This window comes from Shewanella algidipiscicola, from assembly GCF_900380485.1.
GTDB lineage: Bacteria > Pseudomonadota > Gammaproteobacteria > Enterobacterales > Shewanellaceae > Shewanella > Shewanella algidipiscicola.
This window is the reverse complement of sequence record NZ_OXJV01000019.1, coordinates 207,912-230,668: the sequence shown is the minus strand read 5'-3', so window position 1 is coordinate 230,668 and position 22,757 is coordinate 207,912. Positions and strand designations below refer to the sequence as shown.

Sequence of the window (22,757 nt, the reverse complement as noted above, 5' to 3'; positions counted from 1 at the left end):
ATCTAAATGCGAATGATTATCATTTTTGTGATCAATTGCATATTCCATGCTTAATGCACTTAGAGGTCGTGTTACTCAAATGATCCTCTGCCATTTGGGGATGTGCATAGCTTTAACCGTAATGCTTATGGGAATAATAATCCTTATAAATATCCTACTCAGAGCGTCTGCATGAATAGTTAGGATTTAGCCATTAAGGCAGGTTTTGTCAATTGGAGCTCGTCGGTGTGGGGAGAAGGCGGCATGTACCGCGACCGATAATTTGCCTTGATTGCCCTTAACCGCCAATAAGTAGTCTCCACCCTTGCTGATGATAGCCTTGGCAATTTTGGTCTGACGGGCCATCGCATCAATCGCGCAAGTCGAGCAATGCCGGGATCGCGGTAATTTCATTGCTCTTATTATCGGTTTTAAGTTGGCCCAATACGAGTTGATTGGCGCTGACGTAGGCACTCACCATATGGATGGTGCAATTCAGCAGGATCGATGTTCGCAATCAAACGGGCAAAAGTATCATCAACAGGCACGCTATTTTCAAACAAGCCCTGCTTAAGGAACCATTCATGGTGACCAAGAACGTATTCTCGAATGTCAGTCCAGCCTTGACCTCAGGCTATCACGGCACAGATAGAGCCAAACAAAATATCAAACAATGGGTAATCGACTTTTGCGCTTTGTCGTTCGTCACGGATAATGGTGAAATGCGCTTTGATGGTATCTATGTTCATGGCTACTCCTCAAAAGAGGAGCATAAGATCACAGTCGGATGGTTAGGTCAACTTTGGTCTGAAAATGTTCATGATCTTGCCCTGCTCACCCCTATCTTGATTCCCATGGGGTTATGCCGCTCATATCTTCAAGATTGTAGGGGGTCAACTGATAAACATAGTAATTAAGCCAATTACTGACCAACAGGCTACCGTGACCATGCCAGCGGGCGACGGGTTCTTGGTTTGGATCGTCGCCGCGATAATAATTTTGCGGAATGTCGGGATTAAGCCCTGCGTGTAAGTCGCGCCGATACTCCTCATTTAAAGTCGACTTTTGGTATTCGGGGTGGCCCATCACAAACAGATTACGGTTACTGCGACTGAGCACCATATAGGCACCCGCCTCGTCCGATTCGGTCAGCACTTGTAGCTCAGGATGTTGTTTTAATTGATCAACGTTCATCTCAGCAAAGCGCGAATGGGGCGCAAAAAACTCTTCATCGAAGCCGCGCAGCAGCGGAAAATGAATCGACGTACGTTGATGACAAAATACGCCTGAACGTTTTTTATCCAGCACTTGGCGTTGTAAACCATACAGATGATAAAGCGCGGCATGGGCGGCCCAACATAAAAACAACACCGAAGTGACATGGGCCTGAGACCAGTCGATGACCTCACAAATATGCTCCCAGTAGATAACGTCTTCAAATTCTACCTGACCAAGGGGGGCGCCGGTAATGATTAAGCCATCGTAATTTTTATGGCGCACATCTTCAAAATCACGATAGAAGTTATTCATATGATCGATAGAGGTGTGCTTGGACGCTTTATCATGAATACGCAGCAGATCGACATCGACTTGCAGCGGCGTATTGCCGAGCAGGCGCAGCAATTGAGTTTCGGTCTCAATTTTGTTGGGCATCAGATTTAAGATCAGCACCTTCATGGGTCTGATATCTTGATTCGCCGCCCGGGTTTCAGACATGACGAAAATATTTTCTGATTCAAGGATCTCTGCCGCTGGCAGATTGTCAGGAATTTTTACCGGCATAGCGCGCCTCATTCAATCTTGTTAAGCACTCTTAAAGGTGCACAGTAATGAAATCGGCGCGATGACAACTACTTAAGCTTGTTGTCAGTGCACTAGAGATTGGTGCACTAAACAAACATTCAGGATTATCGGCCGACCTGCTGTACCAATACCGAAATGGGTTCTTGCGAGCCAAGATCGATAGGGTACGCCTGAGTATTAATGAACATCAGCTGATCGTTATGACTAATTTTCGCCCCTACCGCATAAGTATGCCCGGGTTCAAACTGATCACTTGGGATCACAAACTGAAACGGGGCTGGAGTCGTAATATCACTGCGCTGCAGCTCTGCTATCACCACCGAAGGAGCATCCATCTTGGACACATCTTTTACCTGCACCGTTAATACCGCATTAGGTGGCAGCGCGATACGCTCTCTAAACCACACTTCGCCTTGAATTTCGACACTGGCATTAGGCGTCGCACAGCCACTTAGCACACTGGTCGCCATGGCCACAGGTAACAGCGGTTTTAACCATTTGTTCATTATCTAGCTCCTTATAATACATCAAGACATCTGGATGTCTATATGTCCAACCTTAATTAGATCAAATAACTGATCTCACCAATAACGTATCTCATCAATAAGGTATCTCATCAATAAGGTATCTCATCAAGAACTGTGAAAGCACGCATATTTGTGCAATTCCCATAAGTGATACACCTTGTCCTAGGATCAATATGTCCATATCATAGAACGACCACTTGTTGCGAAATAGCCTAATGACCCAAGCTACAGCCATTATTGTGGGCGCAAGCTCACTGCTCAGCCAAGAAATAGCCAAACAACTGGCCAAACAAGATGTTGAACTCGTCCTACTGGCTCAAGATCCTGACTCAATTAGTGAATTTGCGCAATCCTTACCGACCAAGGTCAGGGTTCAGGCGCTGCAAATTGACCAACCCGCGGCCATTATTGCCACCCTTGAAACCCTCTGGCAGCAACTTGACAGCGTACACTTAGTATTAGTCAATACTGGGCTTAATAGCTATGATGCCACGCTGCCTTGGCAACCCGAAGCCGACATTATTACCGTCAACGTACAAGGTTTTAGCGCCATCTGTAATACTGCCTTTAGGCTGTTTACCGAGCAAGGTTATGGCCAACTCGCGGCCATCAACTCTATCGCCGGCCTGCGCGGTGGCCCTAGTGTGGCTTATCATGCCTCAAAGGCTTATGCCAGCAACTACCTCGAAGGGCTGAGTATGCACGCCCAGCGACTCAAATTGCCTATTACCATTACCGATCTGCAACTGGGACTGCTCGATAAAGCTGCCCTGCAACGCAGTCGATTGTGGCTCTCACCTCCAGATGAAGTGGCTAGGCAGGTGATTAAGGCGATGCAATCGGCTAAGCGTAAAGCCTATATCACTAAGCGTTGGCGCCTCGTTGCCTGGTTAACTAAGTTGCTGCCTGAATTTATTTATAATACCCGCCACTGGCGCACTAAAGCGCAGCGTCTGGCTGAAAAGTCGGCTAACAATGCCGCCAACGGCAATCAGGATAAATCTCAATAACTCCTTATTGACTCACCTATGTGCCATGATCATGGGTGAGTCATTATGACCGCTGTTAACCTCTGCATTGCCTCAACCCCCCTAAATGGGGGAGCATCTCCTCATATTCAACGCCCTATTAATGCCCACTTTTGATCCATTTTGCCACTTACCTGCCACCTCATTTATGCCCTAACAGGCTATTAGTGCTTTAGTCTATAAATGTCAAAATGTGCTTGTGGCGCCTTGGCAGCATTGGGTAGTGTGTTGATCTAATCACTCAGCTCACTGTTACGCATGGAGGCCTCATGTCTGCCGTACCGACATTTGCACATAACAACACTTTTCCGCTTACCCTAAGCCAATATGACGGACACACCAGCTCGCCGTTAATAGAACGCACCATAGGTCACTATTTCGATGACATCGTAAAACGTTACCCTGATAAACTCGCCATTGTGATGCATCATCAAGGGATCCGCTGGAGTTACCAAGAGTATCAAGCACAAATAGATGAACTGGCGGCTGGCCTGCTGGCTATTGGTATCCAACCGGGCGATCGCGTTGGTATCTGGTCACCCAATAATATTGAATGGTGTTTAACTCAATTTGCCACCGCCAAAATTGGTGCCATCATGGTGTGCATCAACCCCGCCTATCGCCCAGAAGAGCTGCAATACGCCCTCAATAATGTCGGTTGCCGCGCCATTATCTGCGCCGAAAAATTTAAGTCGAGCAACTACCTTGAAATGCTCTACCAATTAGCGCCCGAGTTACACGACTGTCAACCGGGGCAACTCACCGCGGCGCAGTTACCCTCGTTAGAATGTGTGATCCGCATGGGGCACGACGCCTCCCCCGGTATGTTCAATTTCGATCAGGTTAAGCGTCCACTGAGCAGCGCTGACAAGATACAACTCAATGCCGTTGCCCAAGGGCTCTCGCCTTTTGATGCCATTAATATTCAATTTACCTCAGGCACCACAGGCAACCCAAAAGGCGCAACCTTGAGCCATCATAATATTCTTAACAATGGCCTGTTGGTGGCTAACGCCATGCAGTTGAGCGCCGATGATAAGTTGTGCATCCCAGTCCCCTTGTATCACTGTTTTGGCATGGTACTGGGTAACTTATCGTGTATCAGCAAAGGCGCTGCGGCGATCTTTCCAAGCGACTCATTCGATCCCCTCACCACCTTACAGGTGGTTGAAGCAGAAAAGTGCACCGCCCTGCATGGGGTACCGACCATGTTTATCGCTCAGCTTGAGCATCCAGAATTTAATCAGTTTGATGTAAGCTCGCTGCGTACCGGTGTCATGGCAGGTGCCACCTGTCCCGAAGAAGTGATGCGCCGAGTACAAAGTCTGATGTATATGGAACAAGTGCTTATAGGCTACGGACAAACCGAATGCAGTCCAATTAACAACATGACCGAAATTGACTCTTCGGTAGAGAAGCGGGTCACCACGGTGGGGCGTGCTCTGGCTCATACTCAGGTTAAAATAGTCGATGAATTTGGCGAACTCGTGCCTATAGGCCAGCCTGGTGAAGTGTGCAGCCGCGGCTATGGAGTGATGCAGTGTTATTGGAATGATGCTGAAAAAACTGCCGCCACCATAGACAAGGACGGTTGGTTGCACTCGGGCGATATTGGCGAAATGGACAGCGAAGGTTACGTTAAAATTGTCGGGCGTATTAAGGATATGATCATTCGCGGCGGCGAAAATATCTATCCCCGTGAAATTGAAGAGAAGCTTTATAGCCACCCCGATGTACAAGATGCCGCCGTATTTGGAGTGCAAAGTGACAAATACGGTGAAGAGGTGTGCGTGTGGATTAAAGTACAGCCGCGCGCTCAAATTGACGAAGCGGCGATCCGCCATTTCTTAACCGAGAAAATAGCCTACTTCAAGGTGCCAAGGTACATCAAATTTGTCGAACAATACCCAATGACAGTGACGGGTAAAATCCAGAAGTTCAAGATGCGCGAGCTCATGTATCAAGAACTCTATGACGACATTAACCGTCCGCAGGTAAGCTGCGCTTAGATCTGAGGGATAACGGTGCATTTAGTTGCTGACAAGGTGCATCACTCACTGGCACATCAAGGCAAATCGACCAAGCCTTAGCTGTATGCGTAAAAATAGCGACCAAACAAAAAGCCAACCTGCATGCAGGTTGGCTTTTTTAGGTGTATACCAAGCGCTCGTTGGCAGCCCCATCAAGGGGATATCGGCTTGGCGCTTACAAAATAAAGGTTGCGACCTTTTCACTCAAATCGGTTGCCCGATCTTTGAGCATTTTAGCCTGTGTTAGATGACTCATCGCAGAGGCGGTGATCTCATCGGTAACATCTTTTATCGCAACCGTATTTTGAGTGATCTCATTGGTCACCTGCGTCTGCTCTTCTGCGGCGGTGGCAATTTGGCCCGCCATATCAGAAATCACATTCACCGCTTGTGTGATCTCATCAAGCGCTTGCGCCGCGGCATTAACATCATTGACACTGTTATTGGCCAATCCCTTACTGCTGTCCATCAAGCTGACCGCTTGCTTGGTGGTATTTTGCAGGGTTTCGATTGTGGTATAGATCTCTTCGGTAGAGTCTTGGGTACGGCGAGATAACACCCGCACTTCATCTGCTACCACCGCAAAACCACGGCCTTGCTCGCCAGCACGCGCCGCTTCGATCGCCGCATTTAGCGCCAACAAGTTGGTCTGCTCTGCGATCCCTTGAATCGTGGTTAAGATGCTCGAAATCGCTTGAGCGTGTCGACTTAACTCACCAATCACTGTAGTTGCCTCGTCAACTTCTGATGCTAGCGCATTAATGGTCGTTCGAGTTTGATCAACCAAACCTTTACCTTGGGTACTACTTTGAGCCGACTGCTGCGCCGCCGCAGCGGTGCTTTCGGCATTAGCGGCAATTTCATGGGTCGCGCTCGACATTTCGGTGACCGCTGTGGCGACCATAGACACTTCTTGCTGCTGGCGTTGCAATTCATCGACGCTCGATTGGTTTGTGACTAAGCTCTGCTCGGCATCGGCATCGAGTTCAATAGCCAGCTGACGAATATGGCTGATAAGCTCATGCTGGCTACTGACAAAACGGTTAAAGCTGTCGGCCAGTACGCCCACTTCATCTTGGTTGTCCACTTCGATGCGCTGGGTTAAATCACCATTACCATCGGCAATTCGTGACAGTGCTTGCGATACTCGGCTTAATGGCCCCAGTAACAGGCTTAACAGCCAAGAAATGGCTAATACACTGATGATTAAGGCTAATGCAGCTAAACCTAACTGGGTTAGCATCAAGTTAGTCAATGGGGCTTCGAGGGTCTCTTTATCAAGGACAAACACCAATTGCCAATCGGTATTAGGGATTTCAACTCCCCAAAGCAGTTTATCGCGTCCTTCGGTCTTAAAATACGCGGGCGCTAATTGCCCCGTTTGACGACTGGTTTCAGACAAACGGTTATTCAGCCCATCATCGATATCGGTCACCTTGCCCATCACCTTGCTAGGATCTTTATGGGCTATCACAGTGCCATCTTTATGCATCATGATGGCATAACCATTGGCAGGCAGAGACATACTGTTGACACTATCGACCAAGCTGGCTATAGACACATCGCCGCCTACCACGCCATTACGAGTCGGCTGAGCTATGCTCACCACCAATACATTAAAGGCAACATCTAAATAAGGCTTAGTTATGATAACGCCGCGCGCCTGTTGCGCCTGTTGATACCAAGGACGAGAGCGAGGGTCGTATCCCGTACGATCGATACTTGGATCCGAGTCAACCATGACGCCGGCGCTATTGCCAAAATAGGTTAGCTGAAAATCGCCAGAGGCTTGTGCTTGCTGTAGCGCATTAAGCGTATCGCCCTCCACTTTAGTAGCCACCGATGCGATGACCCGCTGGCGATCGGCTAGCCACTGTTCAATCCGCATTGCTTGCTGCTCACCAGACTCGCTCACCTGAGCAACACTACTTTGCAGTAACAAGGCTTTTTGGGTGGAATAGCTACGCCAGGATAGCAGTGCAATAACAACCGCAAGGGCAAGCACAACCGATAACAATATTTTTTTCTTGAGTGAATATGAATTCATATTAGATGCTAATCTGATGTTTAATGAAACTAAGGAACAGGGATAAATAAAGCCATATAGTCGCTATATTTAATGTGCGATTAGAGACTGAAAAACCACCTCAATCTTGCCGATATTCTCGCACACGCAATAAAACAACAAAAGAAAAAAAACACTATTTTATAGCGAAAACTACGTCACTTTAACACTGGTAGTACAAGTTTAATTTATTGTTGACGTCAAATTCAGTGTAAAACACTGAATTTGTAAATCAATTGTTTTTGAAAAGCACGGAATGTTAAATAAGTAGTACCTTAAGTAACCTATGTTAAACTTCCCGTTTCGACCCTATCTTGATGAAACCCAGTTTGGTTAACTGCGCTTATTAATCAGTTAATCTGACTCTACGTGACGATGTGCAGCAATGGCTACAAGTAGCATGAATAGGCACCTTGAGTGCTATTTTTACCGCTTAACCTTAACTACTCTTACCTTAAGTTGTCCATTGCGAAGAGGTTTGCCCAAGAGTGTCGCCCCCATAATCAACACAGGATTAACTACAGATACGCCGCGACATCATGGTATACCCAAATGAACGTCCATCGATGCGGTACATATCATTAATCTGCGCACACTGAATAAAATCATGGCGTTGATACAGTTTGTAAGCAGACTGATTCTCTGTCAGCAACCATAAATCAATCACCTCGCAATCAGTGTGCAGCGCCGCCCATACAAACATACTATTGAGTAATTGGCTGCCTATCCCCTGACCACGACAGGACTTATCGACACCCATCCCCAGTAGCACGCGATGCTCGGTATGCGCCTCTTGATAAGGGCGAATATCGATATGCCCCACCAGCTGCTCATTGTCAAAAGCCAGCAACATTCTGCTCCAACCACTTTGTTGCAGCGACTTATCTATGCCCTGTGTGAAGCGGGTGCGCATCTCATCATTGAGCCGCGACTCGGCTACCGACAGCGGCTGAAATGGCACACTGTCATCGGCACCATTCTCTTTGAGTTGCCTGGCCAGATAAACAAAAAAACGGGGTAAATCGTCGCTGGTCGCTAATCGAATGTCCAAAGCTCAGTATCCTTTTTTATAGTTAAGCATGAGTCAAAATTGGCGCCAATGCCGCGATGAATAACGCAGAAATACACGACTCATTAAAGATAAAAATAATGAATGACGTTTTATCGCCACAGCGTAACTGACTGATGCAAAAAAATGCTAATAAAATAATCAGTTAAACAAGGTGAACTTGTGCTTGTATTGAAAATAACCGTTTGTAAGCATCATTAAATAGCTACTGACTATCCCTTATTGAATCCAATAAATCTACACATAAACTGGCTTTTGTGAAAACACCGTGACTTACATCATACCCTTAGCCATTTTAAGCTCAGCGATACTGAATGCAGCCCTTGAACATGACAAGCGTAAATGGTTAACGCACAGATAGCGTTTAGGCTTAAACATGGGCAACAAAACCGATTAAAAATCCTGTTATAACCGCGGTAAATCATTAAATTTAGCCAATCATTCACCGCCTGCCCGCTTTCGCTGCCAGCCCCCAAACAAACTAGGTGACATCAACACACAGGGTGCTAAAATGTCGGCCTATTTCACTACATAACTGGATATTGGCAATGCGAGTTAGCAAGTACCTGCTGTCAACACAAAAAGAGACCCCAGCAAACGCTGAGGTGGTAAGTCATCAATTAATGCTACGTGCGGGAATGATCCGTCGTAACGCATCAGGTCTTTACAGCTGGTTGCCGACAGGCTTACGTGTACTGCGTAAGATTGAAGCGATTGTGCGTGAAGAGATGAACAATGCAGGTGCTGTTGAGATCTTAATGCCCATGGTACAACCGGCTGATCTGTGGGTTGAAACTGGTCGTTGGGAAAAATTTGGTCCTGAGCTACTGCGCTTTCAAGACCGTCACAACCGTGACTTCGTCTTAGGCCCAACCCATGAAGAAGTGATCACCGACATCGTTCGTAAAGAAGTTAACTCATACAAGCAGTTACCACTTAACCTTTACCAAATTCAAACTAAATTCCGCGATGAAGTACGTCCACGTTTTGGTGTGATGCGCTCGCGTGAATTTTTGATGAAAGACGCTTACTCTTTCCATTTAGATCAAGAAACCATGGATGAAACCTACGAGGCGATGTACACCGCCTATAGCAACATCCTCAGCCGTATGGGTCTGGCGTTCCGCCCAGTACTTGCTGATACCGGTTCTATCGGTGGCAGCATGTCACATGAATTCCACGTATTAGCCAACAGCGGTGAAGACTTAATTGCTTACTCAACTGAGAGTGATTACGCCGCTAACATCGAAAAAGCAGAAGCGCCAATCCCAACTGAGCCACGCGGCGCAGCAACGGTTGAAATGAGCATTATCGATACGCCTAATGCCAAAACCATTGAAGAGCTCGTCTCACAGCACGGCATCGCTATCGAAAAAACCGTTAAGACCATTATTGTTAAAGGTGCAACCGAAGAAGCGCCGTTAGTTGCCATTATCATTCGTGGCGACCATGAACTTAACGAAGTGAAAGTTGAGAAGCTTGACGCCGTATTGGCTCCATTTGAGATGGCCGATGAAGCCGATATCCGTAATGCCATTGGCGCAGGCCCTGGTTCATTAGGTCCTGTCGGTTTGACTATTCCAGTCTATATTGACCACAGCGTTAACATCATGAGTGATTTTGCCGCTGGCGCTAACCAAGATGGTAAGCACTATGTGGGCATCAACTGGGAACGCGACCTACCGGAAGCCCCCGTTGCTGACTTACGTAACGTCATCGAAGGTGAAGCGAGCCCATGTGGCAAGGGCACGATCGGACTGCTACGCGGCATCGAAGTGGGTCATATCTTCCAGTTAGGCACTAACTACTCAGAGTCGATGGGTGCTAACGTACTGGATGAAAATGGCAAGTCAAAAACCTTACTGATGGGTTGTTACGGTGTGGGCGTAAGCCGCATGGTGGCAGCGGCGATTGAGCAAAACAATGATGATCGCGGCATTATCTGGCCAGATGCGATTGCACCGTTCAAAGTGGGCATCTTGCCAATGAACATGCACAAATCTCACCGCGTTAAGGATATGGCTGAGCAGTTATACCAAGACCTTAACGATGCCGGTATCGAAGTGCTGTTTGACGACCGTAAAGAGCGCCCTGGCGTAATGTTTGCCGATATGGAGCTTATCGGTCTGCCACACGTTATCGTGATTGGCGATCGCAACATCGACAGCGGTGTATTCGAATATAAGAACCGCCGCACAGGTGAAAAACAAGATATTCCATTCGATCAAATCATCGACTTTATTCAGTCTGCTAAATAAAACGGGATCTGAATCGATACTTAAAAACGCCCAGCTTATGCCGGGCGTTTTTTATGGATGGTGTCATTCACAATCTGTAAACCGCTGTATTTGCCATTTAACGCCATTCCCCCACAGCAACGTCACATTCGTGCCCGATACGGTTATACAACTCGCACCATTAGCTCTGTAACTCCTTCGTCATCGCTTTGCTAAAAAATTGCATGCCTTTACCCACTAAAACAATCACCACGGCACCTAGTAGCACAGGCGTAACCAGAAAAGTCCACCCCTGCCCAGCTAACATAATCAGCAAAGGATTTGCACCTGCTGGCGGATGAGTGGTTTTGGTCAGCAACATAGCACTCACCCCAACTCCCGTAGCCAAGGCCAATGTCAGTGGTGATACGCCTATGTATTGGGTAAAAAATACGCCAACAAAAGCGGTAATTAAATGACCCAATATCACATTTTTTGGCTGTGCTAATGGGCTATCTGGAACACCAAAAACCAATACAGCCGTGGCACCAAAAGGCGCCATCAACAATGCAACATCACTCAATGTCGAGTCAAAAAACGACAGTAAGCCAATCGCCAAAAACGCACCCACACCCGCCACAATCGATAAAACAATATTATTCATGCTAACCTCAATAAAAGTATACCAGTCTGTCTACCCTAATAGGGTAGACAAATCGGTATACTTTTGTCAATATACTTTTTTAAAGACGAATCGCCTCTAAAGAAACACCGTTTTCAAAGAAAAACGCCTTGAATGGAGAGAAACATGAGTCAAAAACGTCAGCGACTGTTAGACACAGCACTAACGCTTTTTTACCAAAACGGTATTAATTCTGTCGGCATCAACGAAATACTTGCCGTTTCGGGTATCGCCAAGCGAACCCTTTATATTCATTTTCCAAGTAAAGACGCTTTAGTTTTCGCCGCGCTGCAACAAAGGCACGATATTTTTATCGCCTGGCTGAAACAAAAACTGGCCAATACAAAGTCAACAAACGAGGTTATTCATAGCCTATTCTCAGCACTAGAAAGTTGGTTTAGTAACCAAGAAGCCGAACTCGGCCCTTTTAGAGGCTGTTTTTTTATTAATACCTCTGCCGAATTTAGCGACATCAACAGTGACATTTTTAACTTCTGTCACCATCACAAACAACAAGTGAGGCAAGTGATAGCTGATCACCTAATAAGCAACAACAGTGAACTCCTCGAGGCGATGTGTATCATGAAAGAGGGGGCAATTGTCACCGCTCATCTATGTGGAAGCGGCAAAGAAGTGACTGCTAACTGCATCAAGATACTGGAAAAACTGGAAACATCATGATGCTAGCTTTAGCAATTAGTTTATCGAAATGGCAGCTTGACACAGCAGGTTAAGTACCACTTGCATGTTTGTCTGTTGCTTAGGTGCGGCGTACACATTAAGGCGGATTCAAACGTAAAATGGAAAGTGTTGGGCGTCCTGCTTGAGCCTTGTTATCCCTACGCTAGCAGCGGCTTTTCCATTGGAATACAATCCAAACTAATGCCTATTGGTGAGTAATAGGTAGACAACTCGTCCCCAGTAAAACCACATGAGCGATAAAAAGGCGCAGCATTTAACGTTGAGTCCAACTTAAGCAAGCGCAGGCCACATTCTTTAGCCAGCTTCTCTAGGAACTCAAGCATTTGTCTTGCCGCCCCTATTCCAAAGTGTTCAGGCTCTACGAAGATAGCATCGACCAACCCCGTGTCGGTATTGAGCTTGCCACTACCAATCACTCGACCACCTTTTTCTGACACATAAAAGGTGTCGGTAACATCTTGAACGAACCCATCCGATACTCCACCTTGCGTCCACAAAGTGAGTTGTTGTTTGCTGTAATATGCTGAACATTTAGCAAGAATAGCCCTCCTCCTTAATTCATAAATCACCTGAGCATCAGACTTAATGGCTTTCCTTATTGTGATCATAAACGTCCCTCAAGTGCTTTATACATAATTGCGCATCAAGTGATGACCGAAGCCATCACCTCCTCCAGAAAACAACAAAACGTTTAAAATCAACACCATTGTTTGCTAATGCTACCTAATGGCGGCAAAGAGGTACATGGCAACAGCCAGCACAGCACCAGATAAGCTTAAAGTAAATGACAGTACCTAACAGCGCAGAATGTAAGGCATCACATTAACGGTGAGTTGCTTTATTTTTGGGTTATGGTTTAAAAAAGCGCAATAAACTCGCTGGCTACAACACCCTATTCGTTAGGCTTTTATTAGCTCAGAACAAGATTGCCCGCTTAAGTGACTCTTTATTAAAACGTTAATCTTTTCTTTTAACCATACCGGACCAAAATCAGCGATGTCATTGTGTTTTGCATTAGGAATCTTAACGACGCAACTTCCATACTTTTCTTGTTCTATTTCTGTTGGCAATACGCCTGTATCTGCAGGGAAGTCACTCGCCCGAATAGATAGTATACGGAGACCACTATTACGAGGTAGAGGAACACGCCTATGATCTAGCGTTATAATTCTTTGAATGTAACTCTTATTTTCATTAGCTAACCACACTGAAATATCGCCACCATTAGAGTGACCAATGAGTATCAATTCATCAAAATTGTATTGTTTGAAGCGTTGGCTCAATGAGACTTGTAAGAAGTCTAATGTTTCGGCACCGCGACTCCAATTTTCACTTCGTGTTTCATATAAATGACCTGAAACTGACAAAGCTGGATCGCCGGGCAACTCATGGCCTACGGCAATAACAAGATAACCAAGTTGATTGAACTGCTGAGATAAGAAAGTATATTGTAAATGCGATATACCATATCCTGCGCTTAAAAATGCAACAGGACATTTTGATTCAGTAGAGCAGGACTCAATATTATGAGGCAAAGTAATTTCGATTGGAATCGTTCTATTTCTGGTTTGATCAAAAATTGTCTCTGCATTTACGCTATTTAACCAGCACGTAATTATGATTACGAATCCTTTTAGGTAACTCATAACGCTCCTTAAAGCCTAATCTCTTAATAACGATAGGTTGACCTTCTCTACAAGGCGTAAACCGCTTATAAGACTTGGCCGCTGCCACATCCATGGATATGGTCTGCATTATGTTATTGTATTGGTAAGCATTATACCAGTTTGTGGTTTCGTGGTAGTCATTTTTGAGCTTAGCTTAGGTAATTAGTTGGTCTTCTTTTTGATTTTCACTTTCCCCTCTCATTACTCACACCTGATGCAGCTAAATCGAAGAGATTGCATAGTCGAGTGTAGATGCAGCCGAGGGTATCGAAAACAGGGACGTTTTAGCAGAGCAGCGATAGCCAACTACGTTCCCTATATTTTTTGGCATTTTCTACAGATGTTTTCGCTAAACGGCCAAGGAAGACGCACAAAGTTATCCTATCTAAAAACCAGTTAGGCATCTATGCCCCGTGCTCGAGACTGCACAGCCCCCTTAATAAGTGACTCTCTCACCAAACACAAAAATACCCAGCCTCATTCAAGGCTAGGCATTACACTTATGTCAATAACTGACTAAGTACAGAATCGATGGAGTATCGACGCTCATTCTTAGCACAATTTTTTAGCGCTACTTTTTAGCACGACATAAAATTGTTATCTTTTATCCTCAATCACCACGCCATCATTGGCCAATGTCCCTGTGGCAACCAAAGCCACCTCGCCACTGAGCTGGGTTTCGGCTCGAATAGAGGCGCTAATGGCCGCTATATCCAGTTGCGAGCGCTGGGCGTCATCCACTTCACACAGTAAACACATAGTATCGTTATGGTTACTGCTCGCGATCACTAGCCGTACTTTAGTAAGCTCACTATGACGACAGCGAATACGCTCAACTTGTTCTGGGTGCACAAACAAGCCTTTCACTTTACAGGTTTGATCGGCGCGGCCCATCCAGCCTTTAATACGCATATTGGTGCGCCCGCAGCGACTTTCCCCACCCATTAAGGCTGACAAATCCCCTGTGGCAAAGCGGATCAGCGGATAATCACGATTAAAGCTGGTGACCACCACCTCGCCGACTTCGCCATCGGCAACAGGAACTTGCGTACCTGGGCGCACAATTTCGACAATAATATCTTCGGCAACCACTAAGCCATCATCGCTGACACTTTCAAAGGCGATAAGCCCCAGATCGGCAGTAGCATAAGCCTGCTTAACGGCAATGCCCGCCTCGGCAAAGCGGGCTTTGAGCGTCGCCGTTAACGCCTCACCAGAGACCAGCGCCTTAGTGATCGATGAGACATCGCAATCCAACTGCTGCGCCTTCTCGAGCAAGATATTTAAAAATGAGGGTGTGCCGCAATAGCCATTGGGCTTTAAGCTGCCAATCAAGGCCAGTTGCTGCTCTGTCTGCCCGGGACCTGCGGGGATCACGCTGCAACCACAGGCCTTAGCGCCCGAGTCCATCATGAAGCCGCCGGGGGTTAAATGATAAGAGAGGCAATTTTGCACCCGATCGCCCTGACGAAAACCCGCAGCAAAAAACGCTTGTCCCATGCGCCACCAATCATGGCCATCACATTCGGGCTCATGAATTGGGCCCGGCGATTGAAATATGCGCCCCACGCTATGCTGATTGGGAGTCATGCCGGCAAAAGGCGGCTTCGCGGCCTGCAATTCAATCAGATCGGCCTTACGGGTGATGGGCAGCGTCGCTAGTGCTGCCCGGCTATTGATTTGGCTAACATCAATGTCGGCTAACCGCGCCGCATAATAGTCGCAGTGGCTTTTAGCGAAGCTGAGCTGATCGGCCAGCGCCGACATAAGGTAGTCTTCGCGAACAGCGGCGCTTTGCCCTTCCAGTGGGTGATAAAAATGGCTCATGTCGGCTCCTATTACAACCAGCGTTTACGGCGTTTATACGACTTTAAATTTTTAAAACTTTTGCGAGTTTCATTGCCGCCCCCCAGATAAAACTCTTTTACGTCTTCGTTATTGAGCAGCTGCGCCTTACTGCCATCGAGCACTATTTTGCCCGATTCCATGATATAGCCATAGTTGGCTGCCTTTAAGGCGTAGTTGGCATTTTGCTCCACCAGCAGCATGGTGATCCCCTGCTCGCGATTGATCTTTTCTATGATGCCAAACACCTCTTTTACCAATAGCGGTGAAAGGCCCATCGAAGGTTCATCGAGGCAGATCATCTTAGGACGGGCCATTAACGCGCGGCCGATGGCCAGCATTTGCTGCTCGCCGCCCGACAGGTATCCGGCGAGCCCTGTGCGCTCTTTCAGGCGTGGGAAATAGTTAAACACCATCTCAATGTCTTGATTAACTTGACCGTCATGGCGGGTATAGGCGCCTAACTTTAAATTTTCAATCACGCTCATATCTTCGATGATCCGCCGACCTTCCATCACCTGAAATAGGCCCGAGCGCACCACATCCGAAGCATTTTGGGTATCGATTCGCTCGCCCATAAAATGGATATCACCACGGGAGACCTCACCGTTTTCGGTCTTTAGTAGTCCAGATATCGCCTTCAAGGTGGTCGACTTACCTGCGCCATTAGGGCCAAGTAGGGTGACGATTTCGCCTTGTGGCACATCGATACTGACGCCGCGAAGCACCTGAATGACATCGTCATACACCACTTCGATATTATTAATAGAGAGAATGGGGCTTTCTGGCTTTAACTGCACTGCTTGTGTCATAACAACTCCAGGGCGATAGGTGATGGCCTAGCAGGCAGAAGTGCCCTGCTAGGCCGAAATGGGTGATTAATAACCTAACCAATCAACGCGGCGCTCAAGCGTGACTTGGTTGACCTTCTCAACCTTAATGTCTCCGCCGTTGTAGTTGCCTTTGTAGATGTTAACCTGATTAATGCCGCGGTGATCTTCTGGGCTCCACGTCGCCGCTAAGCAGACGCCTTCAAGCCCTTTAGGCACCCAGTTTTGCTGCACATACATGCCTTTTTTAACGTTAGGCCCAGTAATACCACCATTGGCCTTAGCCCACTCCATCGACTCTTTCATAAAGTAGGTAGAGCAAACACCGCGAATATAGTGGTGTAGACGAGGTTCTTGCCCACTCGCATCGGACATTTTTGAGATCTCACGAACCAAGGCCATGCCCGGTACATCATCGCCCCAAAACGGGGTCATGGTAGGGAAAATATAGTTTTTCACCCCTTCACCCGCCGCCTGAAACACCAACTTGTCGCCGCCCCAAATATTAGACATAAACTGAATATCTGTGCCGACCGTGTCGCACGACTTGATTAACGACTGCACCGAACCGCCTAAGTTGCCGATATAGCCATAATTGGTCCCCGAACTTTTAAGGCTTAAACATTGCGCTTTAAAGTCACCGGGTTTCATCGATATCACTACCGGCGGCTGTACATCAAAGCCAAGCTCGGTGGCGTATTCGGCACATGCCTCTTTAGGGGCGTTAGGGAACGGATGGTTGGCACCAATGTGGGTGAACTTTGGCTTGCCCTGCCCACCTTTTGCTTGCCAATCCTCTGCGGCCCACTGCACCAAGCCGCGACATGCATCAGAATAAGACGCGCCATAGAAGAAGTTATACGGCGCAGGCTTTTTGGTATTGGGGTTTTTACCTTGAGGATCGGTTAGATGCCCCGAATAGGAAGCCGAGAAGATCGGCAGTTCATCTTTAGCGGCAAAAGAGATCAACGCTTCGGTATCGGCCGTGCCCCAGCCCTGCATCGCCACCATATTTTCACGCGACAACCACTTTTTATAGGAGGCGATAGCCTGCGGCACCTTGTAAGCATAATCTATGGTTTCATATTCCAGCGTGGTGCCGTCGATACCGCCATTGGCATTGATATACGCCAGTGCATCACGCACGCCATCGGCATACGGTTTGCCCACAAACGCCGTGGGACCAGACATATCGGCAAGATGGCCAACAAATACCGAATCTTCGGCTTGCACGCCCGCACTGACTAAGGTGATGCCAGCTAATGTCGAGCCAAGTAATAGTGTCTTATACATAATAATTTCCCTTCAAAAATGGTCCATCAGGTTGAACGCTGCCATCCCAAAGTGGGTTAGGCTAAGCCCGTTCTCATATCAAACTGCGTGCTTCTTTAAAGGCTAAGAAGAGTATCTTGTTAACGCTGCTCGCCAGCGCCGTTAACCCCTGCGCCCGCTCTTGGGCACAGGTAAAACCTGTCACCACTAATAAGCAAATGGATAGCACTTCCAGTAGTTTTTAATTTGGCCCCAGCGATGGGCTAATCCTTGCGGTTCAAAAATCAAAAACAAGATGATCACCAAGCCAATGGCCATCTCTTTAATATAGGCAAGGCCATCGGTCACCATAGGGATGTCCCCCCACGGGGTATAATTCATTAACCCCACCATGCTCTCGAGCACTTCGGGCAGTAACACCATAAACACCACCCCCATTAAGGTGCCTTTTACCGAACCTAGACCACCAATGATCACCATGGCCAGAAACTGAATCGACATAAAAATGGTAAAGCCTTCCGCCGAGACATAACCCAAATAGTGGGCGTACAACGCCCCACCAATACCGGCGTAGAAAGAGGAGATACCAAAAGACAACAGGCGATACTTATTCAATTTAACGCCCATGATCTCGGCAGAAAGATAATGGTCGCGTACCGCCACAAAGGCGCGGCCATCGCGGCTACGCATCAAGTTACAACCCCAGATATACATAAACACTAAGGCGAACAGCGCGATAAAGTAGAAGCTCAAGTCGGTATCAAATTCAAACCCAAACAGGTTAACTGGCGCAGCCATCGCCCCCGACGCACCGCCAGAAAACCATTCGGCGCGGCCAAAAAAATCCTGAATAATGAACTGCGCTGCCAAGGTAGCAATCGCCAAGTACAAGCCCTTAATGCGTGCTGCCGGCATACCAAACATCATGCCAACCGCCATGGTTAAGAAACCCGCCAAGGGGATACAAAACACCACAGGAATATTAAAACTGGTATTGAGCCAGGCCGAGGCAAACGCACCAAAGCCAAAAAAGGCTCCGTGACCTAAGGAGATCTGTCCGGTAAAGCCCACCAGAATATTGAGCCCCAAGGCCGCAATGCCAAGATAGGAGATTTGAATAAATAGGGTTAAAAAGTAACCATCGAGCACCAAAGGTGCCGCGCATGCCAGTGCGATCACCATGATGGTTACTAATCGAATAGTACTGGTTTCGAAAATGGTATTATCCGCCTTATAACTGGTGCGGAAATCACCACAGGGGCGCATCGCCAAACTAGACATAACAAACTCCTTGGGCCAATAGGTCAATCTCAAATAGTTGATTCATAATGCTATCCTCTAGATCCGTTCAATATCACGGGTGCCAAATAGGCCATAAGGTTTAAACCACAAGATGATAAGCAGCACGTAAAAAGGGGCGATGTCGTACATGTTGCCGATATGCAGATATTGGCTGTCGAAGAACTCGGCCACGTTTTCCAGCACGCCAATCACCACGCCGCCGACAATGGCACCGACAATGGAGTCTAGCCCGCCTAAGATCACCGCAGGAAACACCTTAATGCCGATAGAGGAGAGTGAGTCTGATACCCCGTTGACCATGCCAATCACCACGCCTGCGGTGGCCGATACGGTGGCGGCAATGCCCCAGCTCATGGCAAAGACCTGCTTCACCGAAATGCCTAGGCTTTGTGCAACCTGCTGATCAAACGCCGTGGCGCGCATGGCTAACCCATGCTTAGAGTATTTAAAGAACAGAAAGAAGCTCACCATGATCAACAGTGCAATCACAGTACTCATCAAGTAGGCAAATTCGATATTGAGGCCAAAGATGGCCACCGACTGGGTATCAAACACCTGCGGATAGCTCTGGGGCGACACCCCAAAAATCCACTTGGTTAACGACTGGAAGAAAATCGACAGGCCGATAGTCACCATGATCACCGAAATTATCGGTTCGCCAATCATGGGGCGCAGCACTATCATCTGCAGTAACACGCCAAAGGCGGCCATAAAACAGAGGGTTAATATAAAGCCTAAGAAAAAAGGTAACTGGAAGTAGGTTAAAAATGCCCAGCAGACCCACGCGCCCACCAGCAAAAACTCACCTTGGGCAAAGTTGACGATTTGGGTCGACTTATACACCAACACAAAACACATGCCGACAACCCCATACAACAGGCCGACTATCAGGCCGTTAATGATAAGTTGTAATAACAGTTCGAAATTCATGATGCTCTCCTTTGCGTGACATTGGCATCGCTAGCCGTAGGGCCATCGACCAAGGTGGCGACCTTAAGTTGGGTTTTGATCCGCGACTGAGTGCCATCTTGGAAGGTGATCACTGTGTCGATATCCACATGGGGCTCATCGTTATAAATCGAGTCGATAATGTCGCCATACTTGTCGGCGATCACCCCACGGCGCACCTTACGGGTACGGGTTAGCTCACCGTCATCGGCATCGAGCTCTTTATATAACAAAATAAATTTATTAATTTTTTGTGCATCTGGCAGGGTTTCATTGACCCGCTGCACTTCAAGGCTGAGCTGCTCATACACCTCAGGTAAACTCGACAGATTGGTGTAGTTGGTAAACGCCAAGCCTTGCTGCTCGGCCCACTTGGCGACAATACTGAAACGGATACACAATATCGCCGACAAATAGGGTTTATCTTTGCCCAAAATCACCGCCTCACCGATAAAGGAGGAGAACTTGAGTTTGTTTTCGATATATTGTGGTGAGTACTGGATACCGTGACTGGTTTTAGCCAGATCTTTAATGCGGTCAATCACTACCAGATGGCCCGATGGCTTGAAGTAACCGGCATCGCCGGTGTGCATCCAGCCATCTTTGACATCTTCCTGATAAGCTTCATCATCACCTAAATACCCGTTAAACATGCCAACGGTTTTGGCGATGACCTCACCCACCCCTTCGCTGTCGGTGTTGATCACTTTGAGTTCGGCGGTATCAAAGGCGACCCCGACGCTGTCGTAATCGATATCATCTGACTGATGAATAGTGTAAGCGCCGCACATCTCGGTTTGCCCATAGAGCTGACGCAGCGGAACGCCGATGCTTTGAAAAAACTTAAAGGTATCTGGCCCCATCGCGGCGCCGCCGGTGGCTGCCGATTTTAAAAACGAGAACCCTAAGCGATCACGCAGTGCCTTCATCAACAGCCAATCGGCAAGCTGAGAACGTTTGCCCTGCGTCAGCCGTTGTTCGGCACGCGCCATGGCAAAGTTAAACAGCTTTTGTTTAAAGGGGGTGGAGTCCATCATGCGTGCTTTGACATCGGCAAGAATGCCTTCCCACACACGGGGAGCGAGCAGCACAAAACTTGGGCCTATCTCGCGTAGATCCGCCATCATGGTCTCTTGCTCTTCCACAAAATTAACGATTTGCCGGGCAATTAATGCCTGCCCCACGGCGTATACCTGCTCCATGATCCACGGCAGCGGCAAGACCGACACATAGTTATCACCAGGTGCCCTTGGATCGGCACGTAAATAGGAGCAGCAATGGTCGATAAATTTACTGCCTTGCAGCAACACAATTTTCGGCTTAGAGGTGGTGCCCGATGTGGTGCAATAGATGGCGATGTTGTCGGCCTTTCCGGCATCGACTAAGTTGTCATAATGGCGCGGTGAGGTGTTATCCACCTCCTGACCAATGCGGTAAATATCTTCCACACTGATCAGGCGTGAATCGTCATATTTACGCATGCCTCTTGGGTCGCAATAGACAATGTATTTTACCGACGGGATCTGGTCGCCCAGCTCGAGTAACTTATCGCACTGCTCTTCATCTTCAGCCACCACCACCTGGGCATTACTGCGATTAAGCAGATAAGCCACCTCTTCGTGCATCGAGTCTTGGTAAATGCCCAGCGAGTAACAACATAAGGCGTGGGCGGCCACCTCGCCCCACACCCACTCGGGGCGGTTTTCACCCAGTAGGGCAATGGTGGTGTTGGCTGTAATGCCTAAATGGTTAAATGCGAGCGCCATCCACTTGACGCGATTGTGATAGTCTTGCCAGCTAAACTCGCTCCAAATGCCAAACTCTTTTTCACGCATGGCGATATCGGCGCCCCAATTAGCGGCGTTATGGCGCAAGATCTTGGGAAAGGTATCCATGCTTCCCATATCAAAGGATTGCGCTGCTTGATTTGACCTACTCATTAGACGACCTCTTTTAATTGCTCATTGTCTTCAAGCCCTAAATAAGCCTGTCTTACGTGCTCGTCGGCCATCACCTCATCGGGGAGACCACAAATAAGCCGCTTACCAAAATCGAGCACCATCACTTCGTGGGAGATATCCATCACCACGCCCATATCGTGTTCAATCATCACCACTGTGATGCCAAATTCTTCATTTAAGTCGAGGATGTAACGCGCCATATCCTCTTTCTCTTCCAGATTCATGCCTGCCATCGGCTCATCGAGCAGAATCAACTTGGGGTTGAGTGCAATTGCGCGCGCCAATTCAACCCGTTTGCGCAGCCCGTATGACAAGGTGCCTGCGACAGATTTACGCACATGGGAGATATCGAGAAAGTCGATGATCTCCTCGACGTGGCGGCGATGACTCAGCTCCTCTTTTTGTGCCGGAGATACCCAGTACAACGGGCCCGTCAGCCAGTTATTTTTCATCAGGTGATGACGCCCAACCATGATGTTGTCGAGCACCGACATATGACCAAACAGCGCCAAGTTTTGGAAAGTGCGCCCAATGCCAAGGTCGGCGCGATCGTTAGGACGCATGTGGGTCACATCTTGGCCGTCAAAATGAATCGAGCCCCGCTGCGGGCGGTAACGGCCTGAAATGCTGTTAAGCATCGAGGTCTTGCCCGCACCATTAGGGCCAATGATGGAGAAGACGGCGCCGCGATTGACCTCAAAACTGACATCGGTTAGCGCCTTAACGCCACCAAATGCCAGTGAAATCTGCTCGACTTTTAAAATGGTCTCTGTCACACCCATACTCCTTTTAAAAAAACGCTTATCTCGCCTTGAGCGCAGCGCGGTTTAT

At 47.7% G+C, this 22,757-nt stretch carries 18 protein-coding genes and 1 pseudogene; 4 read left to right on the top strand and 15 right to left on the bottom strand.

What is annotated here, in order from left to right; all coding sequences use genetic code 11:
- Window positions 1–216: 216 nt before the first annotated feature.
- The 3 genes and pseudogenes from DN599_RS18990 to DN599_RS16300 all read right to left on the bottom strand — a co-directional run.
- Window positions 217–728: pseudogene (locus DN599_RS18990) on the bottom strand (ISAs1 family transposase); the annotation flags it as partial.
- Window positions 729–819: 91 nt separating this feature from the next.
- Window positions 820–1,761: a homoserine O-acetyltransferase MetA gene (gene metA, locus DN599_RS16305; RefSeq protein ID WP_110458648.1), complete on the bottom strand. Its 942-nt coding sequence runs from the start codon at window positions 1,759–1,761 to the stop codon at window positions 820–822.
- Window positions 1,762–1,886: 125 nt separating this feature from the next.
- Window positions 1,887–2,288 (bottom strand): YbaY family lipoprotein, encoded by a 402-nt coding sequence (locus DN599_RS16300; RefSeq protein WP_110458647.1) that lies wholly within the window; start codon window positions 2,286–2,288, stop codon window positions 1,887–1,889.
- Between the two features lie 236 nt (window positions 2,289–2,524).
- On the opposite strand from DN599_RS16300, the gene DN599_RS16295 reads away from it, so the two are divergent.
- Window positions 2,525–3,319: an SDR family NAD(P)-dependent oxidoreductase gene (locus tag DN599_RS16295; RefSeq protein WP_110458646.1), complete on the top strand. Its 795-nt coding sequence runs from the start codon at window positions 2,525–2,527 to the stop codon at window positions 3,317–3,319.
- Window positions 3,320–3,606: 287 nt separating this feature from the next.
- Window positions 3,607–5,346 (top strand): AMP-binding protein, encoded by a 1,740-nt coding sequence (locus DN599_RS16290; protein WP_110458645.1) that lies wholly within the window; start codon window positions 3,607–3,609, stop codon window positions 5,344–5,346.
- Window positions 5,347–5,542: 196 nt separating this feature from the next.
- Here the strand turns inward: DN599_RS16290 and DN599_RS16285 are convergent, their stop codons facing one another.
- Window positions 5,543–7,414: a methyl-accepting chemotaxis protein gene (locus DN599_RS16285; RefSeq protein ID WP_110458644.1), complete on the bottom strand. Its 1,872-nt coding sequence runs from the start codon at window positions 7,412–7,414 to the stop codon at window positions 5,543–5,545.
- A gap of 532 nt (window positions 7,415–7,946) precedes the next feature.
- The gene (locus DN599_RS16280; RefSeq protein ID WP_110458643.1) at window positions 7,947–8,483 is read right to left on the bottom strand and encodes a GNAT family N-acetyltransferase; all 537 of its coding nucleotides are present in this window, start codon (window positions 8,481–8,483) and stop codon (window positions 7,947–7,949) included.
- 566 nt (window positions 8,484–9,049) lie between these two features.
- On the opposite strand from DN599_RS16280, the gene DN599_RS16275 reads away from it, so the two are divergent.
- Entirely contained in the window at window positions 9,050–10,759 is a 1,710-nt protein-coding gene (locus DN599_RS16275; RefSeq protein ID WP_110458642.1) for a proline--tRNA ligase, read from the top strand.
- Window positions 10,760–10,919: 160 nt separating this feature from the next.
- Here the strand turns inward: DN599_RS16275 and DN599_RS16270 are convergent, their stop codons facing one another.
- Window positions 10,920–11,381, bottom strand: a complete 462-nt coding sequence (locus DN599_RS16270) for an HPP family protein (RefSeq protein WP_110458641.1) — start codon at window positions 11,379–11,381, stop codon at window positions 10,920–10,922.
- 144 nt (window positions 11,382–11,525) lie between these two features.
- Here DN599_RS16270 and DN599_RS16265 point away from each other — a divergent pair, with 144 nt between their 5' ends.
- A complete protein-coding gene (locus tag DN599_RS16265) occupies window positions 11,526–12,080 on the top strand; it encodes a TetR/AcrR family transcriptional regulator (RefSeq protein WP_110458640.1) in 555 nt (184 codons plus the stop codon).
- 158 nt (window positions 12,081–12,238) lie between these two features.
- Here DN599_RS16265 and DN599_RS16260 read toward each other — a convergent pair whose 3' ends face one another.
- From DN599_RS16260 to DN599_RS16220, 9 genes are all read right to left on the bottom strand, one after another.
- Window positions 12,239–12,709, bottom strand: coding sequence for a GNAT family N-acetyltransferase (locus DN599_RS16260; protein WP_110458639.1), 471 nt, complete (start codon window positions 12,707–12,709; stop codon window positions 12,239–12,241).
- Between the two features lie 291 nt (window positions 12,710–13,000).
- A complete protein-coding gene (locus DN599_RS16255; protein WP_110458638.1) occupies window positions 13,001–13,747 on the bottom strand; it encodes an alpha/beta hydrolase in 747 nt (248 codons plus the stop codon).
- Between the two features lie 618 nt (window positions 13,748–14,365).
- Window positions 14,366–15,595 carry a phenylacetate--CoA ligase family protein gene (locus DN599_RS16250; RefSeq protein ID WP_110458637.1) on the bottom strand — a complete coding sequence of 410 codons (1,230 nt, stop codon included), beginning with the start codon at window positions 15,593–15,595 and terminating at the stop codon, window positions 14,366–14,368.
- Between the two features lie 11 nt (window positions 15,596–15,606).
- On the bottom strand, window positions 15,607–16,425 hold the full coding sequence (locus DN599_RS16245) for an ABC transporter ATP-binding protein (protein ID WP_110458636.1): 819 nt from the start codon (window positions 16,423–16,425) through the stop codon (window positions 15,607–15,609).
- Between the two features lie 66 nt (window positions 16,426–16,491).
- Window positions 16,492–17,736 (bottom strand): ABC transporter substrate-binding protein, encoded by a 1,245-nt coding sequence (locus tag DN599_RS16240; RefSeq protein WP_110458635.1) that lies wholly within the window; start codon window positions 17,734–17,736, stop codon window positions 16,492–16,494.
- A gap of 186 nt (window positions 17,737–17,922) precedes the next feature.
- Window positions 17,923–18,996, bottom strand: coding sequence for a branched-chain amino acid ABC transporter permease (locus DN599_RS16235; protein ID WP_110458634.1), 1,074 nt, complete (start codon window positions 18,994–18,996; stop codon window positions 17,923–17,925).
- A gap of 57 nt (window positions 18,997–19,053) precedes the next feature.
- Window positions 19,054–19,947: a branched-chain amino acid ABC transporter permease gene (locus tag DN599_RS16230; RefSeq protein ID WP_110458633.1), complete on the bottom strand. Its 894-nt coding sequence runs from the start codon at window positions 19,945–19,947 to the stop codon at window positions 19,054–19,056.
- Window positions 19,944–21,905, bottom strand: a complete 1,962-nt coding sequence (locus tag DN599_RS16225) for a long-chain fatty acid--CoA ligase (RefSeq protein WP_110458632.1) — start codon at window positions 21,903–21,905, stop codon at window positions 19,944–19,946. The genes DN599_RS16230 and DN599_RS16225 overlap by 4 nt, the downstream gene beginning before the upstream one ends.
- Entirely contained in the window at window positions 21,905–22,702 is a 798-nt protein-coding gene (locus tag DN599_RS16220; RefSeq protein ID WP_110458688.1) for an ABC transporter ATP-binding protein, read from the bottom strand. Before DN599_RS16220 ends, DN599_RS16225 begins: the two co-directional genes overlap by 1 nt.
- Window positions 22,703–22,757 lie beyond the last annotated feature (55 nt).

What these genes read in the sequence shown, in the direction of transcription:
- DN599_RS16255 (WP_110458638.1), bottom strand. Translation starts at nt 13,747, where the DNA reads ATGAGTTACCTAAAAGGATTCGTAATCATAATTACGTGCTGGTTAAAT.
- DN599_RS16285 (WP_110458644.1), bottom strand. Translation starts at nt 7,414, where the DNA reads ATGAATTCATATTCACTCAAGAAAAAAATATTGTTATCGGTTGTGCTT.
- DN599_RS16275 (WP_110458642.1), top strand. Translation starts at nt 9,050, where the DNA reads ATGCGAGTTAGCAAGTACCTGCTGTCAACACAAAAAGAGACCCCAGCA.
- DN599_RS16300 (WP_110458647.1), bottom strand. Translation starts at nt 2,288, where the DNA reads ATGAACAAATGGTTAAAACCGCTGTTACCTGTGGCCATGGCGACCAGT.
- DN599_RS16245 (WP_110458636.1), bottom strand. Translation starts at nt 16,425, where the DNA reads ATGACACAAGCAGTGCAGTTAAAGCCAGAAAGCCCCATTCTCTCTATT.
- DN599_RS16250 (WP_110458637.1), bottom strand. Translation starts at nt 15,595, where the DNA reads ATGAGCCATTTTTATCACCCACTGGAAGGGCAAAGCGCCGCTGTTCGC.
- DN599_RS16265 (WP_110458640.1), top strand. Translation starts at nt 11,526, where the DNA reads ATGAGTCAAAAACGTCAGCGACTGTTAGACACAGCACTAACGCTTTTT.
- DN599_RS16270 (WP_110458641.1), bottom strand. Translation starts at nt 11,381, where the DNA reads ATGAATAATATTGTTTTATCGATTGTGGCGGGTGTGGGTGCGTTTTTG.
- DN599_RS16290 (WP_110458645.1), top strand. Translation starts at nt 3,607, where the DNA reads ATGTCTGCCGTACCGACATTTGCACATAACAACACTTTTCCGCTTACC.
- DN599_RS16295 (WP_110458646.1), top strand. Translation starts at nt 2,525, where the DNA reads ATGACCCAAGCTACAGCCATTATTGTGGGCGCAAGCTCACTGCTCAGC.
- DN599_RS16230 (WP_110458633.1), bottom strand. Translation starts at nt 19,947, where the DNA reads ATGAATTTCGAACTGTTATTACAACTTATCATTAACGGCCTGATAGTC.
- DN599_RS16260 (WP_110458639.1), bottom strand. Translation starts at nt 12,709, where the DNA reads ATGATCACAATAAGGAAAGCCATTAAGTCTGATGCTCAGGTGATTTAT.
- DN599_RS16225 (WP_110458632.1), bottom strand. Translation starts at nt 21,905, where the DNA reads ATGAGTAGGTCAAATCAAGCAGCGCAATCCTTTGATATGGGAAGCATG.
- metA (WP_110458648.1), bottom strand. Translation starts at nt 1,761, where the DNA reads ATGCCGGTAAAAATTCCTGACAATCTGCCAGCGGCAGAGATCCTTGAA.
- DN599_RS16235 (WP_110458634.1), bottom strand. Translation starts at nt 18,996, where the DNA reads ATGTCTAGTTTGGCGATGCGCCCCTGTGGTGATTTCCGCACCAGTTAT.
- DN599_RS16240 (WP_110458635.1), bottom strand. Translation starts at nt 17,736, where the DNA reads ATGTATAAGACACTATTACTTGGCTCGACATTAGCTGGCATCACCTTA.